Origin of the sequence: Tenacibaculum xiamenense, assembly GCF_964513065.1 — a bacterium.
GTDB lineage: Bacteria > Bacteroidota > Bacteroidia > Flavobacteriales > Flavobacteriaceae > Polaribacter > Polaribacter xiamenense.
In genome coordinates, this window is the sequence record NZ_CAZEQU010000005.1 from 25,692 (window position 1) to 41,605 (window position 15,914).

At 30.6% G+C, this 15,914-nt stretch carries 14 protein-coding genes; 12 read left to right on the forward strand and 2 right to left on the reverse strand.

The annotated features are described in order from the left end of the window. Nucleotides 1-3 precede the first annotated feature (3 nt). From ACKTTV_RS00675 to ACKTTV_RS00730, 12 genes are all read left to right on the forward strand, one after another. Complete coding sequence (locus tag ACKTTV_RS00675) at nucleotides 4-1,332, forward strand: hypothetical protein (protein ID WP_408028875.1); 1,329 nt, start codon at nucleotides 4-6, stop codon at nucleotides 1,330-1,332. Between the two features lie 193 nt (nucleotides 1,333-1,525). Then, nucleotides 1,526-1,906: a hypothetical protein gene (locus ACKTTV_RS00680; RefSeq protein WP_408028876.1), complete on the forward strand. Its 381-nt coding sequence runs from the start codon at nucleotides 1,526-1,528 to the stop codon at nucleotides 1,904-1,906. Between the two features lie 196 nt (nucleotides 1,907-2,102). After that, entirely contained in the window at nucleotides 2,103-2,945 is an 843-nt protein-coding gene (locus ACKTTV_RS00685) for a DJ-1/PfpI family protein (protein ID WP_408028877.1), read from the forward strand. A gap of 172 nt (nucleotides 2,946-3,117) precedes the next feature. Then, nucleotides 3,118-5,304 carry a tetratricopeptide repeat protein gene (locus ACKTTV_RS00690; protein ID WP_408028878.1) on the forward strand — a complete coding sequence of 729 codons (2,187 nt, stop codon included), beginning with the start codon at nucleotides 3,118-3,120 and terminating at the stop codon, nucleotides 5,302-5,304. A gap of 4 nt (nucleotides 5,305-5,308) precedes the next feature. Further along, nucleotides 5,309-6,043, forward strand: coding sequence for a LytR/AlgR family response regulator transcription factor (locus tag ACKTTV_RS00695; RefSeq protein WP_408028879.1), 735 nt, complete (start codon nucleotides 5,309-5,311; stop codon nucleotides 6,041-6,043). A gap of 132 nt (nucleotides 6,044-6,175) precedes the next feature. Next, nucleotides 6,176-6,745: a hypothetical protein gene (locus tag ACKTTV_RS00700; RefSeq protein ID WP_408028880.1), complete on the forward strand. Its 570-nt coding sequence runs from the start codon at nucleotides 6,176-6,178 to the stop codon at nucleotides 6,743-6,745. Between the two features lie 12 nt (nucleotides 6,746-6,757). Next, nucleotides 6,758-8,233: a T9SS type A sorting domain-containing protein gene (locus tag ACKTTV_RS00705; RefSeq protein WP_408028881.1), complete on the forward strand. Its 1,476-nt coding sequence runs from the start codon at nucleotides 6,758-6,760 to the stop codon at nucleotides 8,231-8,233. 23 nt (nucleotides 8,234-8,256) lie between these two features. Next, entirely contained in the window at nucleotides 8,257-8,643 is a 387-nt protein-coding gene (locus ACKTTV_RS00710; RefSeq protein ID WP_408028882.1) for a hypothetical protein, read from the forward strand. 17 nt (nucleotides 8,644-8,660) lie between these two features. Further along, entirely contained in the window at nucleotides 8,661-9,602 is a 942-nt protein-coding gene (locus tag ACKTTV_RS00715) for a hypothetical protein (protein WP_408028883.1), read from the forward strand. Between the two features lie 12 nt (nucleotides 9,603-9,614). Then, a complete protein-coding gene (locus ACKTTV_RS00720) occupies nucleotides 9,615-9,950 on the forward strand; it encodes a hypothetical protein (RefSeq protein WP_408028884.1) in 336 nt (111 codons plus the stop codon). After that, nucleotides 9,940-10,716 carry a PA3715 family protein gene (locus ACKTTV_RS00725; protein WP_408028885.1) on the forward strand — a complete coding sequence of 259 codons (777 nt, stop codon included), beginning with the start codon at nucleotides 9,940-9,942 and terminating at the stop codon, nucleotides 10,714-10,716. Before ACKTTV_RS00720 ends, ACKTTV_RS00725 begins: the two co-directional genes overlap by 11 nt. 47 nt (nucleotides 10,717-10,763) lie before the next feature. Then, complete coding sequence (locus ACKTTV_RS00730) at nucleotides 10,764-12,407, forward strand: PA3715 family protein (protein ID WP_408028886.1); 1,644 nt, start codon at nucleotides 10,764-10,766, stop codon at nucleotides 12,405-12,407. A 267-nt stretch (nucleotides 12,408-12,674) separates the two neighbouring features. Here ACKTTV_RS00730 and ACKTTV_RS00735 read toward each other — a convergent pair whose 3' ends face one another. Next, on the reverse strand, nucleotides 12,675-15,125 hold the full coding sequence (locus ACKTTV_RS00735) for a hypothetical protein (protein WP_408028887.1): 2,451 nt from the start codon (nucleotides 15,123-15,125) through the stop codon (nucleotides 12,675-12,677). 218 nt (nucleotides 15,126-15,343) lie between these two features. Beyond that, nucleotides 15,344-15,904 (reverse strand): hypothetical protein, encoded by a 561-nt coding sequence (locus ACKTTV_RS00740; protein ID WP_408028888.1) that lies wholly within the window; start codon nucleotides 15,902-15,904, stop codon nucleotides 15,344-15,346. Nucleotides 15,905-15,914: the final 10 nt, after the last annotated feature.

The window sequence follows — 15,914 nt, forward strand, 5'->3', positions numbered from 1 at the left end:
ATTATGAAAACAAATAAACTCTTAAAATTAACTATATTTTGCTTTGTTCTAGCAATTGGTGCTACATTCACTTCATGTGGAGATGAAGACTGTAATGGTGCTGTTTGGTATGCAGATACCGATAACGATGGTTTAGGTGACCCAAATGTGTCAAAAACCTCATGCGATCAACCAGATGGTTATGTTGCAAATAATGACGATGATAGCGATTTTCTAGGACCAATAAACTCTAAGTTCTTAATTGGAGCAGAGGTTGGAGAAGAAGGGTATTTTTTAACAACAGATAATCTTACTTCTGGAGCTATTTCTATCGTTGGAAACGGAAATGAAGGTTATGCAAATTTATCGGCTAGTGTTGATGGATTTTTCTATTACTTAAATAGTAATGAAGGAACTCTTGATAAAATGGAATTTACAACGGAAGGGCTTGTGAAAAGAGATGCTATATCTACAACGGCATTACTTCCTGGAAGTTTTTATAGATATATTCAAGATACGGGAAATGGCGATTTATTCTTGTCTAACTTCCCTAATGAAAATGGTGATGCTCCTTTTGCAATTATTGACCTTGCTACATTTACGGTAGAAAAGCATGGTTTCTTCAATATGCCAGATGTTGATGGAAAAAAAGCATTGTGGGCTAACGGATTGGTAAAAGACGATAAAATATACTTTGGTTCTTACTACGGGAACCTTGATAGAACTGGATTAGCTCAATCTTTAATAACTATAAAGTTTGATTACCCATCAATAACCAATCCAGTTGTTTTAAAGAATGATGCATCTGCTGGAAATAACGCTGGGTATAGAACAAATGGTGCATTTAAAACAGAAAACGGTGATATTTATCAATATAACTTAAATAGTGTTCATTGGTATGGACATGATGAGTTAGCAGCAAAACCAACGGTATTCGTAAGAATTAAAGATGGTGATTATGATGATTATGTATTTGATATTTCATCAAAATTCACTGACCCCATTGCTATTTGGAACGCATGGTATGTAGGAAACAATATTGTATATGCAAATGTTGTAAGAGAAGCAGACATTACGCAATGGAGAGATCTTTCAGGAAACAATGGTACTCTAGTTGAAATTAACTTAGAAACTAAAACCGTTGTAGAGTTAAATATTCCAAAAGCTACTTATGTTAATATTTTCTCTTTAAACTGTGTGGAAAATGGTAGCTTTTATATTCCAGTAAATGTAACTGGAGGAGATGCTAATATTTATAAAATTACTATAGGAGGTGGAGCAAATGCATTTGAAAAAGGAGCTGCATTAGATGGTAATAATGTATTTGTAAACTCATTGCATAGAAATTTCTAAACTATCATTATAAATTTAATCGAATACGCTAATAGCTACTACTACATTTTTTCAGATTATAATCTGATTGGATAGAATGCGTGCCTTTTTATGGCACGCATTTTTTTTGATATGAAAATTACTTATTCTACAGTTTTTTTGCTTGAAATAGAGTGAGCTATTGTAAATTTGTTTAGAACTCGAACTTTAAGTTTTGCAGAAATTCATAGCCATATTTCTACTCCTAACATTGCATGGTCACCCCATTGCAAACGGTGTGGTTATTATTGATTTTTTGCTGAATCAAGAGTATATCAAAGAGTTTTTATGCATTAATAAAGAAAAGCCAGAACTTACTTGTAATGGTAAATGTTATTTAACAAAGCAATTAGAGGAAACTCAAAATAAAAGAGAGCAAGAATTCCCGGAGCTAGTTCATGTTAAATATGAATTTGTTTTGACATTTCATTTGAATAAAGATATTCAAGGAATTGCTTTTTACGAAAAAAGACGTTGCATTCTTGGTTACGATAATAATTATACTTTTCAATTAATAAACGATATTTTTCACCCACCTTCTTATTTAAATAGATAATAGACTAAAAATTAAGAGATGAAGCAATCATTCTTTTAGTCTATTGACTTTATTTAAAAAATAAATCATAATAATCATATTCACCAATAAGAAACATATTCTCATGTAATGAATTTTTACATGGTGTTTTCTGTAGTGCTTATATATTAAGTACTTGTTGGTTGTTTATGTAACTCATCAAACTTAAAATAAACAAATGAAAAATAGCTTTATAATAATAGCCTTATTCTTAATTTTTACGGGCTGCTCAGAACAAAAAACAAGAAAATCTAAAGACAACAAAGAAATAGAGGAAAAGCAATTGTCTCATGATGAATTAATGGCAAGCGTAATGCCTAAAACTCATAATATTAAAACAATTGGTGTTTTGGTGTATAATGGTGTCAATAGTCTAGATGTTTTCGGGCCTAGATATATTCTAAGTCAGATCATGGGAACTAAAACAAAACTAATTGCTTTAGAACCTGGTAATGTTACCTCAGTTACAGGAATTGAATTTGTACCTGATACAACTATTGATCAGGTGAATGAATTGGATGTTTTGGTAATTCCTGGGGGTTTTAAAGGAACCATTGAAGCTGCATACGATACTAAAGTACAGGGGTGGATTCGAAAAATTGATAAAACAACAACTTACACGACAAGTGTTTGTACAGGAGCGTGGATTTTAGGTAGTACGGGATTATTGAAAGGTAAAAAAGCAACAACTAATTGGTTCAGAGCAAAAGAAATGTTAGCAAAGTATGGGGCTAAGTTTACAGGTAAACGTTTTACCAAGGATGGAAAGTATTGGACATCTGCCGGAGTAACTGCAGGTATGGATATGTCTTTAGCATTACTAGAGGAAATTGTTGGTAGAAATTATGCAGAAGGTGTGATGTTAGATATGGAGTATGATCCATTCCCTCCATTTGAAGGAGGAAGCCCTGAGAAAACAAATCCTGAAGTGTTACAATTCATGACTGCGATGTATGCCGCTGGTGTTGATCCAATTATTATGAAACTGGAAAAGCAGAAACCTGAAGTAAATTCGAAATAAATAACTAATGCAAAAAAGAAGCTAATAAAAAGCCCATAAGAATTTTCTTTTGGGCTTTTATTGATATTGGATTTTGGGGATTATTGAGAATTAGCTTCCAAAATAATCGCAGAAATAAACAAATTTAAAAATTGCCTATCTTGTGATAGTATAAATTCTTCAAAAGAAAACTATGAATTACATTGCTCGTAAATGCACTCTTTTCTTAATATGCCTTTTTCTTTTTGGAGTAAGTTCAAGTGCCCAAAATAAGAAGATAGATAGTTTAAAGAACGAGCTTTCAAAGCATGTCCGTCTAGATACTACAAGAGTAAATTTATTAAACCAATTGGCTTTTTCGCATTTTGTTAAGGACTTAGTTAAAACTCGTGAGTATTTAAATGAATCAGATTCGATAGCCGAATTAATACATTATAAAAAAGGTAAAGCTCGCAGTATTTACATAAGAGGAATAACAGAGGCAATACAATCTAATTTCGACCAAGCACTTGTTTATTATAATGAAGCTTTAGATATCTATAAAAATATTGATTTTAAAAAAGGGGTGGCAAATTGTTACAATGCAATGGGGATAACTTATAGAAATAGAGGTGAGCTAAGAAAATCAATATCTTACTATAAAAAAGCAATTAACATAGAAGAAAAAATATTAAGCAAAAATTTATCTGCTAGTTTAATAAATTTAGGCACTTCATATGAAGAAATAGGGGAGTTTTCTGAGTCTATTTCATATTTAAAACAAGCACTTTTTATTGCTAAGAAAGATCAAAATATGCAGCGAGTTGCATATAGCTTAAATAATTTGGGAATAGTTTATGAACAACAAGGGAATTATCCACTTGCTCTTAAACACTATAAAGAGTCATTAAATTTCAATCAGAAGTTAGGAGATAGTATAAGTATTGCTCATAACCTTTCAAACATAGGTTCTATATACAAAATTCAGAAAAAGAATGAAAAGGCAATGATAACTTATAAAGAATCTTTGAAGTTTTATAGAAATATGAACAATAAACAAAAGGTTTCTTCGGTGTTAAATGGAATAGGAACAATACATGAGGATAATGGAGATTGGAAGAGTGCTCTTAGTTATTATATGGATGCTCTTAGAATTAGTCGAGAAGTTGACTCAAAACTTGAGGTTCCTTATATACTTAATAATATTGGTGAGATTTATTTAAGATTAAAAGACTATAAAGTTGCCTATAAATATTTCAAAGGCGGTGAAGAAATAAGTTTAGAAATGGAAAAGAAAGAGACCTTATGCAGGTCTTATGTTGGGTTATCGAAAGTTTATTTTGATCAAAAAAAATATAAAGAGGCATTAAATAGCGCTTTAAAAGCAAAAGATATTTCTGAAAAATCGGGATTGTTAAGTGATCAAAAAGATGCTCTTGAAATACTTTCTGCTATTTATAAAAACCGAGGTGATTATAAAAAAGCTTTAGAAAGCCATAAAGAGTTCAAAATATTAAACGATAGCCTATTTAATAAAGAAAATACGGAAAAAATAGCCCGTTTGGAAGCAGAACATAAGTTTAAACAAGCCATAGATTCTGCAAGCATAAGGGAATTACAACTAACAAGAACGGTATCAATAACATCGGAGAATCTGAAAAAATCACAGCGCAACCTATTTCTTGGAGTTATTGGGTTTTTACTAATTTCTTTGGTATTAGGAAGTGTTATTTTCTTTTTAAAATTACGTAATGAAAAATCGAAAACACAGAATGCTATGATAGAGCAGAAATTATTACGTTCTCAGATGACACCACATTTTATTTTTAACTCTCTATCAGTCTTACAAGGAATGATATTAAATAAAGAAGAAAAAAAATCAGTTTCTTATGTTTCAAAATTCTCAAGACTACTTCGTATTATTTTAGAAAATTCGCGCGATAAAATGGTATTGTTGTCTCAGGAGTTAAATGCTATTGAAAATTATTTGGCACTCCAAAACTTAGAAAATGAAAATTATAATTATTCAGTTACAGCAATGGATACCATAGATGCTTCAGAATTTAAAATACCACCTATGTTAATTCAACCCTTTGTTGAAAACGCTATTGAACATGCTTTTGTCAATCAAAAAGAAAACAGAGTGATTAATGTACGTATATCCTATGAAGAAAATGATTTAATATGCACAGTAATTGATAATGGTATTGGGGTTGATAGTACGACAAAAAATAAAAAAGAACATAAAAAATCGCTTTCTACAATCATTACCTCAGAACGGTTACAGATGCTGTCAAAAGATTTTAAAATGAAAAGCTCCGTAACTATAGAAGACAGAAAAGTATTCAATGAAGAAGGAACCATAGTAACGTTAACACTCCCATACAAAAAAGTATCATAAAACAATGAAAGCATTATTAGTTGAAGATAAAGAATACATTAGAAAAGGATTGTTGAATTTACTTAAGTTAATAGACTCTGAAGTTGAGGTTATTGGTGAATGCGAGTCGGTAAAGGAGGCTGTGGTAGTTGCAGGTGCATGCAAACCAGAACTTGTATTTTTAGATATAAATCTTACTGACGGAACGGGATTTGAGTTCCTAGAACAAACAAAGAACTTGTCTTTCAAAGTTATTTTTATTACTGCTTATGAAGAACATGCTTTGCAAGCTTTAAAAATTGGTGCGGTAGATTATCTTTTGAAACCGGTTGATTTGGAGGAGTTGGAAATAGCCATTCAAAAGGTAGCAAACTTGACACTGGCAGAACAGAAACAGCAAATAGAAGTAACAAAAGATATATGGAATAATGAAAACTCGAAACTAATTCTATCTCTTCATAATAGTTTTCAGGTCATTGATTTGAACGAATTGTTATTTTGTGAATCGGATAAAGGATATACTACCTTTTATTGTGACGACAATAAAAAATATATGATTTCTAAAACCATAAAAGAATTTGAAGAACGACTTCTTAAGCAAAATTTCACAAGACCTCACCAATCATACATGGTAAATTTAAAGTTTATTGATAAGTATGATAAATCTGGAGTTATTCATTTAAAAAATGGTAAAAAAATACCAGTATCTTCTCGTAAAAAAGAACAGTTTTTAGACGCTTTTTTAAAGTACAATAATTAGTTAAGTTACTTATCTCACGGATTTTCCCTGAAACATCACGCTTTTTTATTCAAAGATGCCGGAAATAGATTCTCTATTCCTTGACCTGCTTTTAGTAAATACCTTTATGGAATTAACTAAAAATAAATTAATATGAAAGTGTCAAAATATGTATTCATGTTGATGCTGTTTGCTCTCACATTTTCTTGTGGAAAGTCTATGAGTAAACAATCGGCTGATAAAGAAGGTTTCACTGCTATAGAGAAAGAGCTTAAGGCTAAGTTTGGAAATAATGCTCATTATACTGATTTAAATATTTCTTATGATAAGTCTGTAGGAAATATGATTGGTCTTACAGTTACAGATGCTCCAGAAACTTTAAAAATGGGTTCCTATGTTTTTAGTGAGCATACTTCTTGGAAGCAGAATTCTGAAGTTACTATAGAGATTCCAAAAGGAACTAAAGCAAAGGATTACATGTTTCAGTTGGATGATAAGATAAATCTAACCAAGTTAGGTGAGTTAGTAGAAAAATCAAAAGAACAACTTACAACAGATAAGGATTTAAAGAATCCTTCTTTTAAGATGGGGTTTATAAAGTATCCTAAAAATGGAGACATTTCAAAAGCAGAGTATATTATTAAACTAGAACCTCAAAATGGAGGAACTTCCTTTAGTTTTTATTACAAACTAAACGGAGATCTAATCAAAATGGATTATTAAAAATTGAATTTTATGAAAAAAATAATACAAATATTAGGATTGACTTTGTTAGTCAATCAAATGATTTTAGCGCAAGATTGTTTATTCAATCCAACAGATAATGTAAATGGTTATGTGGTGTCGGGAAACTTCTCTCAAAAAAATTCGAATGATAAAATTATTAACGATGTTGTAATGCTAAAATCCAATAATATAAATGGAACCTTTAGTTTGAACACCTTTTCTAGCGATTTAAATGGTAATAAAACTTTGAATGTTAGTAACCCAATAATTAACTATAACTTGGCAAATGTTAAAGGAAGAATGGTTCGAGGAGATTTTGATAACGATGGTCATATAGATGATTTTATCTTAATTTACAAGACTGGGGTTTCTAGTATGCGTTTTGATCTCTTTATGAGTAACGGAGCGTCTCAGCCTACATTTATTCAAAGTAGCGTATATTCTCTAAGCGGATACGATCCTGATAAAATTACAGGAAGAGTGGTTTCTGGTGATTTTGACAACGATGGTTATTGGGATGATATTGCTGCTTTTTATGATTATGGAAACGGAGAAACTAGAATTCATACGTTTCGCTCAACGGGTAGTACGTTTGTTTATTCAAGTAGCGTTGGATGGTGGAAGAGTAATGGATATACAGCAACGCGAGTTACGGGTCGTGTAGTTTCTGGCGATTTTGATCATGATGGTCATGTCGACGATATTGCTGCTTTTTATGATTATGGAAACGGAGAAACACGAGTTCATGTATGGTTGTCGGGAGGAACAAATTTTAACTATCAAAGTTCTATGGGATGGTGTGTGATATCTGATTTTGATGCTTCAACAATAACAAATCGTGTGGTATCATTAAATATAGATCGTGATGGGAATAATTACGATGATATAGTTGTCTTTACGAATAAAATTGAAGGGATGTCAATTATGAAAGCTTTTGAATCAAATGGCTCATCATTTGATTATAATCCAACAAGTAGATGGGCAGGTTCTGAAATACAATTATCTACTATACCATCACCAGTTCCGGATAATGCAAATTTCATGAATGGAAAAATTGTAGAATATGATTCTAGAAAAAAACCTTTTCAAGGAAAGCCTTCCGATATAATAGGGTTTCACAAGTTTGTTACTCCCAGATATCGATTCTGGAAATCAAGAAATATTTTAGGTGGAAATTTTATTTACTATTCAGAACCGTATTACTGTGAATCTAAAAACATAAATGATGATACTGTTGTTGGGGAAGCCCCCATCAGTGCGTATCCTAATCCAACAAAATCAGTTATAACGATAAATATAGATGAATCTTTGGTTGAGGATGTTGTAGAAATACAAGTGGAAAATTTGCTGGGAGAATCGGTTTTTTCAACTCGAAAAATATCACAAAAAACCAATTTAGATTTATCTCGTGAAAAACTGGGTGTTTATTTGGTTAAAATAATCTCGACAAGAGATACTCGTGTTTTAAAAATTATTAAAGAATAATAAATTATTAAGGTTTTAGGTTAATGGAGAAAATAATTGTTCTTAAAAACGAATATAGCTCATTGGATGGTTTACTTGAATTTATAAAGGAGAGATCAACTTTTGAATGTTACAAAGAATATGATAGATGGGAAAATAGAACGGATGCTAACGGGCAAATGTCAAAATGCATTGTGTTGAAAAAAAATGCGATGCATGCTGTAAAAATTCATTTTATAAATGAAAAGAATATAAAACTCGCATATATCATTCCAAACCCTGTGATGAATGCCTTTTTTGGTAAAAGCCAAAAAGCAAGAAAGGATATTATTGAAGTGGTTACAGGAAAAATAAAGGAGTTATTACTGGCTCCTGCTCAGAAAAAAGCATTTCAAGAGTTGGAGAACTCTTTAGATAAGGTGATGATATAAATTTAAATAATTTTAAAATGATTGAATTTTTTAAGGAGTACTCAATTGTAAAATGGGTTTTGGTAGGATTTGGAGTGCTGTACTTTTTAGATAAATATGGAATATTTAGCCCTATTGATAATCTGATTAATAGAATAGGGAAATATAAGTTTAAAATGTACAGCCATTTAAATAATCCTAAATTAAAAGAGCTTATTAATTACTTTAACAAAATGCAGTTTAGTAATGTAGAGCAAAGCTTAAAAGGAATGAATTCAAGTTATCGTGCATTTGCTTTTAAAAGTTTAGGACAATATGGAAAAATGGAAATAAGTGATCAGTGGCTTCATAAAGATCCTTCTAATAATTTACCTAAAATTGTAAAAGCGTATCAACTAATTAATAAAGCGTGGGAAATTAGAGGTAGAGGAACAATTGATACAGTTTCGAATCAAAATCAAGTAGCTTTTAAAAATAACTTAAAAAAGGCAGAGACTTTATTACTAGAGGTAGAAAGCTCAAGCCCATTTGATTCTAATTGTGTGGCTTCATTATTAAAAATATACAAGGCAACAGATATGAACAGAGAATATGTCCATAAATTGTTTAATGATGCCATAAAAAAATATCCTGATGATGAAGAATTACACTTTAATTATTTCGCATTCATATCACCAAAATGGGGAGCTTCGGAAGAAGAACTACAAGCCTATTTAAAAAACTTAACGGCTCAATCGCCATTTATTCAATATTTAATATTGGCACAGTATTACTTCGATATTGTTCATTTATACGATTATAAAGATGATAACAAAGAAATTAAGCGTTTTATTGAAGGAATGAAAACGAAAATTTTTGAAGAAGATCAATTGTATAAATATGAACTTTATTTATTACTTTATTGGCTTTCTAACAATTTGGAATTAAAAGGTTTGGAAAAGCATTATAAAAAAATATTAACGCCTTATTGGGAAGATTAGCAATGATGATTCATGAAAGCCTTAAAACGAATTGAACCGTACTTTTTTTGGATAGCCATGTCATTACTATTAGGTATTGGGTATATGCGAATTGTTTTAGGGCCTAATGAAGTTTCAGATAAAGGTTTAGGGTATATATATCATGTTTTTTATGATTTAGGGCTGTTGTATGTAGGATCAATAATTGGAGCCGTTATAGCAATATTGTTTATAATAGTAGACGTATTTTATTTAAAGAAGAAGGCAAATACAAAATTGAAGATAAAAAGGTTCGTAGCAATTTTTCTTATAGCCATGTTCGTGGCAATAATTCATTATATTTTGGAAAAGAAAATTGATGTTATTTAAGGGCGTTTATTTAAGATTAAACTATGTTTTTTTAATAGTATTGTTTGTTTCTTGCAAATCATCAAAAGTAGGAGATAAAGCTATGACTTCTGTTGATAGAGAATCTCTTGTGCGTATGGTTTATAACGAATTGGAATTAGATGAATCGGAAGTGCAGTTATATGATATAAAAAGATCTCTTAACAATTCTAATGAAGTAATAATTGTTTTAGCAGAGAGTGAAAATGAAGAAGAGGAAGAAGAACGGTATACAAGCCATATTGTAATAGTGGATGGAATATCGGGTAAAATCAGAAGTCATTTTACCGAAGATTCAAATTTAAATGGTTGGATTTCAAACGCTGTGTTTATTGATAATATTCATGTTGATTCCACAAATTATCTATTAACTAAAACAAAAGAAGGATTTGGAGTTCGAATTAAATTTAGAAATATGTCACAACCCAATCCATATAGCGAAGAACGCATTTCCTTATTTGTTAAGGACAATAACCAGTTAAAGAAAGTATTGGATGCTTATACCATCCATGAAAGTATAGGAGAGGTTAATGTAAATACCAATGTTTGCTTTGGGGTATTCAAAATATTTGAAAACAAAATAGCTTTTCAGAATTCTAGTACCAATGGATATTATGATATTTTGGTGAACAAAATAGAAACTCAAAGAAACTTTCAAAAAGATGAAAGCAACGAGTGTAATCCTTTAGATAAAGTTGTTAGTAAGAAGAAAATCATATTAAAGTTTGATGGTAAGGCATATCATTAAATCAATGAACAAACTAATCAAATGCTTTATCAAGTAAAAAGAATGAAATGAGAAATATTTATTGTTTGTTGTGGTTAATCTTTCTTTTTTCCTGTAATCAGAAGAAAAAGGGAAAAGAGATTGAAGAACAAAATGTTATTGAAATTGTAACTGAAGACGAAAAAAAGTCTTCAGATAGTATAATACCAAAAGAGGAAGCAATCGTAAAAGATGAAGATTTAAAACCTGCATTTAAAGAAATAGTAACTTCAATAAAAACCAAAACTCTTCCGCAGATAGAAAATACCAGCTTTGACTCATTTATAGAGGAAGAAGATTATGAGGATGTCAATACAGTACTGTTTCAACTAGAAAATATATATCCAAATTTTAATAAAGACGGGTATAACTATAGAGGTATTGCTAAATACAAGTTAGCGCTGTCAGATAGGTTTCATTCTATTGTCATAACAGTAAAAAAGGGAGATAATGAAATGGAATCAGTGTTGATTAATTATACCGATGAAGGTGAAATAATTGATCATGAGGTGGTTTCTTATGATGAAATAGCAGAAGGAATGTCTCAGATTAGATCAAGAATAAGTGAAAATATGTTAACTGTAAATCATGTTTTCTGGAGTGATCTTATTAGCATTGAGCAAATAACCCATAGTATTGATCAAAATGGAGAAATAAAAAAAGTAAAAGCTAAAAAGTTGAACCAATCTATTAAAGATTTTTCTCTAGTAAATAGTGTTTTAATGGATCTTAAATTAGATTGGGTACAAACAAAAACCAGTTTAATCAGAAGTCAAGAAAACCCTTTAAACCGAGAAGAGAGTATCGTGGTAATACCACGAATTGTAGATGAAGGCGAACACTATTTTGAGTTGAGTAGTTATATTGTTTTATTAAATTCTAAAACAGGTGAAATCACTCATAAATACCATGAAGTTAAAGCAGAAGGTTGGGGGTCAGATGCTGTAATTTTAGATGATGCAAAAATTGATATCGAAGCCTATTCAATTTCCGAAACCCGTAATGCTCTGGGTATTAGATTGCATTATACTGGTTCATCTCAAGTTAATCCTTATGAAAATGAAAATTTATCCCTTTTTATAAAATCAGGGAGTACCTTGAAAAAGGTGTTACACAATTTTGATGTGGTTAATTTTGGTGGTGAATGGGTAAACGAATGTGCAGGTGAAACCGTTAGAGAAGAGAAAACCATCATAATTAATGAAGAAAAAAGCAATGATTATTTTGATTTAGTGATAAAAAATAAGATTTCGATAGAGACATCAAGTTTTAAAATTAAAAATGGAGAAGAGAATGGTGATTGTGATACCATAGTAACAAACTCTGTTGAAACATCTAAGTTAAAATTTAATGGAACTTTATATAAACAGGAAGATACCGATGTCGGTGTTTCTGTGTTACAATTAATGCTTCTTACAAAAGATCAAGCGATCAAACATTATGGTAATCCAAAATTAAGAGAGCGATTTAAGTTGAATGATGCTCATGGAGAGTTTAGAAATGGTGTGTCATCTAAGTTTTCTCAAGAGGAACGACAGAATGAATCTATTCTTATTGATGAACTCACATGGGAAAAGGATCCTAATACATGGGTTACTACTTGGTATCTTACGAACAAAGGGGATGAAAGACCTTTAGAAGTTTTAGAATGGGAAAAGGGAACAGAATTTTAGAGTGTCACTTGAAATATCACTTTTTACCTCGTTAATTCATCTAAAAAATCTTTTATCATGAGTTAAAGAGGTTCCACTAGATTTAGTATGTTGAATTCCACAAGCAATCACTACCTAAAGATAAAAAAATAGGAAAAAACCCTAAAGTGTAATTAATAGGACACAAATAATAATATTCTATAAAAAATAACAATGAAGTCTTAGTTTAATCTATTTCATAGTTAGTATTTGACTTTATTAAATTGGTTATTCATTGATAGCACGGAATTAATTCAAAAAAATATACTTCAATTCATTTTGGTATAATGGTTTTTCCTTTTTAAGGTTTTTAAAATATTCAATTTCTATTATCTTTTCTATCACTTTTTCACGATATGAACGTAATTTAGGAATCTCTTGAGGATAAATAAATCTTCCATTTTCTATGTTCTTAACATGTAATATTGGAATATCTAAGCTGTTTAAAACTCCATTTATATCTTTATAAATTAACCTTAAAATCAAATTTGATTTATTAAGCCATAACTGGTATTGAGGGTTGTAAATTACGTCTTCAATTTTTATTTCATTATTGGTGTTATCTAAACCCTTTCTTGCTTCATTTATTTTTTTTTGGAAATCTTGCCATCTAGAAATACTATTGAAAGTGGTATTATTATTTTTATCCGTGTAAGAGATTATTTTTCCTATATTTAATTCTCTGTATAAAATGAAGGTAGCATAATTTTGTGAGATGATTTGATTTTGTTTTAAGAGATCTAATGCTAGCTCCTTTTCGTCATTGGATTTACCCGATGTATATATTGATGATTGTATATTTTCTAAGAAAGATGTTCCCGAAATTAAGTTTTGTTGGACAATTGAGTTGTTTAAAACGGTTACTAATGTTTTTAATGATTTTTCAATGCCCTCTAAATTATCAGGGGCTCCTCCTTCTTTGATAAATTCTTCTTTATTGAAGAGATTGAAATTTGCATCGACTAGCTCATAATATGGCATTAATTTAAGGTAATATTCTGCAATTTGTATAAGCGCAAATTTGTTTAAATATTTTGGATCTAATTTCACCAGTGTACCGTTTAACTTCAGTTTCTTTTGAAATAGAGAATCTTCAAGGCGAAGAACTGATTGGTAATTTTTTCCATAGTCATTAACGAAATTTGTCTCTTGAATTAGAGAAATCAATGATTTATCGATATAATCATTAGGAGTCTGTTGAAGAAAATATGTTAAAGAAGGTTTATAAATTTTGTCAATTTGATTTTTTTTATCCCTATCAGAATAATGTAGATACAGTGATTCACTATAATCGTTTTTGTTAAAAAAATCTCTTAAGAGTGTGCTACTCAACCCCTCAATACATTTTTTATATGGCACTGGATAGCCCTTATATTTATTTGGAAAAGTCAGAAATCTAACATTTGACAAATCAATATTTGAGCAATAGTCTAAATCTTTATTTAATATATCTAATGCAATCCTTATGTTATCATACCCTTGTCGTTCTAATAGGTCAAGTTTTTTATGAACTGAACTGAATTCTCGCATCATATCGTTATGAAGATTAGTCACCATTTCTCCAAGCTTGTCGATTTTTTCTTCAATTTGATTAAGTTGAGATTGAATTTCTTCTAATTTGCCAAGCACTTGTTTGAGCAATTGTTCTTCGGCACTTGGTCCATTAGAGTCGAATAGACCTAATGCCTGCATCGCAGCACCATAATAATTTCCACTAGCAATGCTACCCGAAATATTAGCGGCTGTGGTTATTGCCGCAATTCCTTTTTGTAGATCTTCTGCTCCTTCACCTTTTGCAAATAAGCTAACTAATTTGTTTGCAACTTCACCACCTTGAGAAATGTGATTACATACATTAATGAAATCCTGAGTTCTCTTAACTGATTTTAGTTTATCTAGGAGTTCACTTTTTTTCTTAACAGATAAGAATTTATCTAACTTACCTTCTTCAAGAGAATTTATTTGGTTTTCAATGGAGGCCCTGTCAAAACTACTAAATGCCTCAATAGACGCAATTTTAAATTGGTTAAGTGCAATCAAACTGTCCTGCTTGAAATTTTTTTGTATTTGATTTTGAATAGCCCGATTATTGAGTTTTATTTGTTGTCCATAAGAATTGACAACTGCTATGGTTTTTTCATGACCATCTATTATTTCTTTTTTAAACTTTAAAATGTCTTTTTTTAAGCCCTTATGAAATTCTTTTATAAAACTTTCTCTTTCTCTTTTGTAACTTTCAAAATCATCTAAGTTAACAGTAGATTGATCTAAGTTCTTTATTTTTTTTAAAACTTCTTCAATAACTACTTGGTTTGCTTTTGGAAAATCCTTGCGGGTTAACCCTAATTTCGTATATATTTTTCTAAGATTGTCATAGTCTTGAATTGTATTTGGAGCTATATTTAGTTCGTTCGCTTTTTGGGCAACATATTTGATTTCTTTTTCAATTAAATTGTCTAAACGTGTTCGGTTTTTTTCTTTATTCACTTCAATGGTAAAATCAATAATTGAATTAGTGGCTCTTGCAGCCCCTTTAATAATTATTTTTGATAAAGGACTTACGGAGTAATTGGTTGAGAAATCACTTACCATATCTACACCAAATTTAGTTAACTCGCCTGTGGTTTTTCTTATTGTATTATCTAATGTAACTTCTGCCCTTAATTTCATCAGTCGCTTTTTAGAATATTGATATATCATTGCACTTTCTTTCTGAGAATAAATTTTCGAGTTTGCTTCGAACTCTTTTAAGAACTGTTGCTTTTTTTTTGATTTAAAATGATTTAAACACATTCTATTTATAACGAAGGACTTATTTTCTAAGTCAAATTCATTAATGTTTAATTCTGATTGAGCTCTTAAGTATGTATGAAAAAAACATAGATAGAAAAGAAAATAAATTGAATTTTTCATAGTATTTAATTGACTTTGATATATGTGAATAATGAAATGTTATTTGGTCTTGTTTCTGTACCTTTTTTTTGAATTTGTATCCCGTCTTTTCTGCCTCCGTTTTGGCCTTTTCCAGTAGAAATATGGCCGCTCCATTCTCCATTATTTGGAATAGTAATAGTTCCATGTTTCGCGCTCTGCCATGTGTAGCGAAAATTATTGATGTTATTTGATTGACCTTTTTGAGGCTCACCAACACTTCTGGAACTTTCAGGGTCAGAGTAAATGTCATCTCTGCCCAAATTCATTGAGCGTATAAACATGCCCCTGGCGTCAGGTAATTTATTGATTCCGAACTTGGTGGCTAGAGTTGTTTTATTGAGATTAATACCTTTAAGAGAGGCATATACGCCACCATCAAGTGGGAGCCAGTTTTCACCTTCTGGAAGGCTCCTAAATTGGTCGGGAGATAAAATTGAATGTTGAACATCACCTACTCGAAAAGTTTCTGTAGTTGAGCTTGAATCGGTAAAACCGAAAGCCATTAAGGCGAAGAGAATTGCAATAAGAATAGAAAATGTTTTCATGTTAAAATTT

What these genes read in the sequence shown, in the direction of transcription:
- ACKTTV_RS00675 (WP_408028875.1), top strand. Translation starts at nt 4, where the DNA reads ATGAAAACAAATAAACTCTTAAAATTAACTATATTTTGCTTTGTTCTA.
- ACKTTV_RS00685 (WP_408028877.1), top strand. Translation starts at nt 2,103, where the DNA reads ATGAAAAATAGCTTTATAATAATAGCCTTATTCTTAATTTTTACGGGC.
- ACKTTV_RS00690 (WP_408028878.1), top strand. Translation starts at nt 3,118, where the DNA reads ATGAATTACATTGCTCGTAAATGCACTCTTTTCTTAATATGCCTTTTT.
- ACKTTV_RS00695 (WP_408028879.1), top strand. Translation starts at nt 5,309, where the DNA reads ATGAAAGCATTATTAGTTGAAGATAAAGAATACATTAGAAAAGGATTG.
- ACKTTV_RS00700 (WP_408028880.1), top strand. Translation starts at nt 6,176, where the DNA reads ATGAAAGTGTCAAAATATGTATTCATGTTGATGCTGTTTGCTCTCACA.
- ACKTTV_RS00705 (WP_408028881.1), top strand. Translation starts at nt 6,758, where the DNA reads ATGAAAAAAATAATACAAATATTAGGATTGACTTTGTTAGTCAATCAA.
- ACKTTV_RS00710 (WP_408028882.1), top strand. Translation starts at nt 8,257, where the DNA reads ATGGAGAAAATAATTGTTCTTAAAAACGAATATAGCTCATTGGATGGT.
- ACKTTV_RS00715 (WP_408028883.1), top strand. Translation starts at nt 8,661, where the DNA reads ATGATTGAATTTTTTAAGGAGTACTCAATTGTAAAATGGGTTTTGGTA.
- ACKTTV_RS00720 (WP_408028884.1), top strand. Translation starts at nt 9,615, where the DNA reads ATGAAAGCCTTAAAACGAATTGAACCGTACTTTTTTTGGATAGCCATG.
- ACKTTV_RS00725 (WP_408028885.1), top strand. Translation starts at nt 9,940, where the DNA reads ATGTTATTTAAGGGCGTTTATTTAAGATTAAACTATGTTTTTTTAATA.
- ACKTTV_RS00730 (WP_408028886.1), top strand. Translation starts at nt 10,764, where the DNA reads ATGAGAAATATTTATTGTTTGTTGTGGTTAATCTTTCTTTTTTCCTGT.
- ACKTTV_RS00735 (WP_408028887.1), bottom strand. Translation starts at nt 15,125, where the DNA reads ATGATATATCAATATTCTAAAAAGCGACTGATGAAATTAAGGGCAGAA.
- ACKTTV_RS00740 (WP_408028888.1), bottom strand. Translation starts at nt 15,904, where the DNA reads ATGAAAACATTTTCTATTCTTATTGCAATTCTCTTCGCCTTAATGGCT.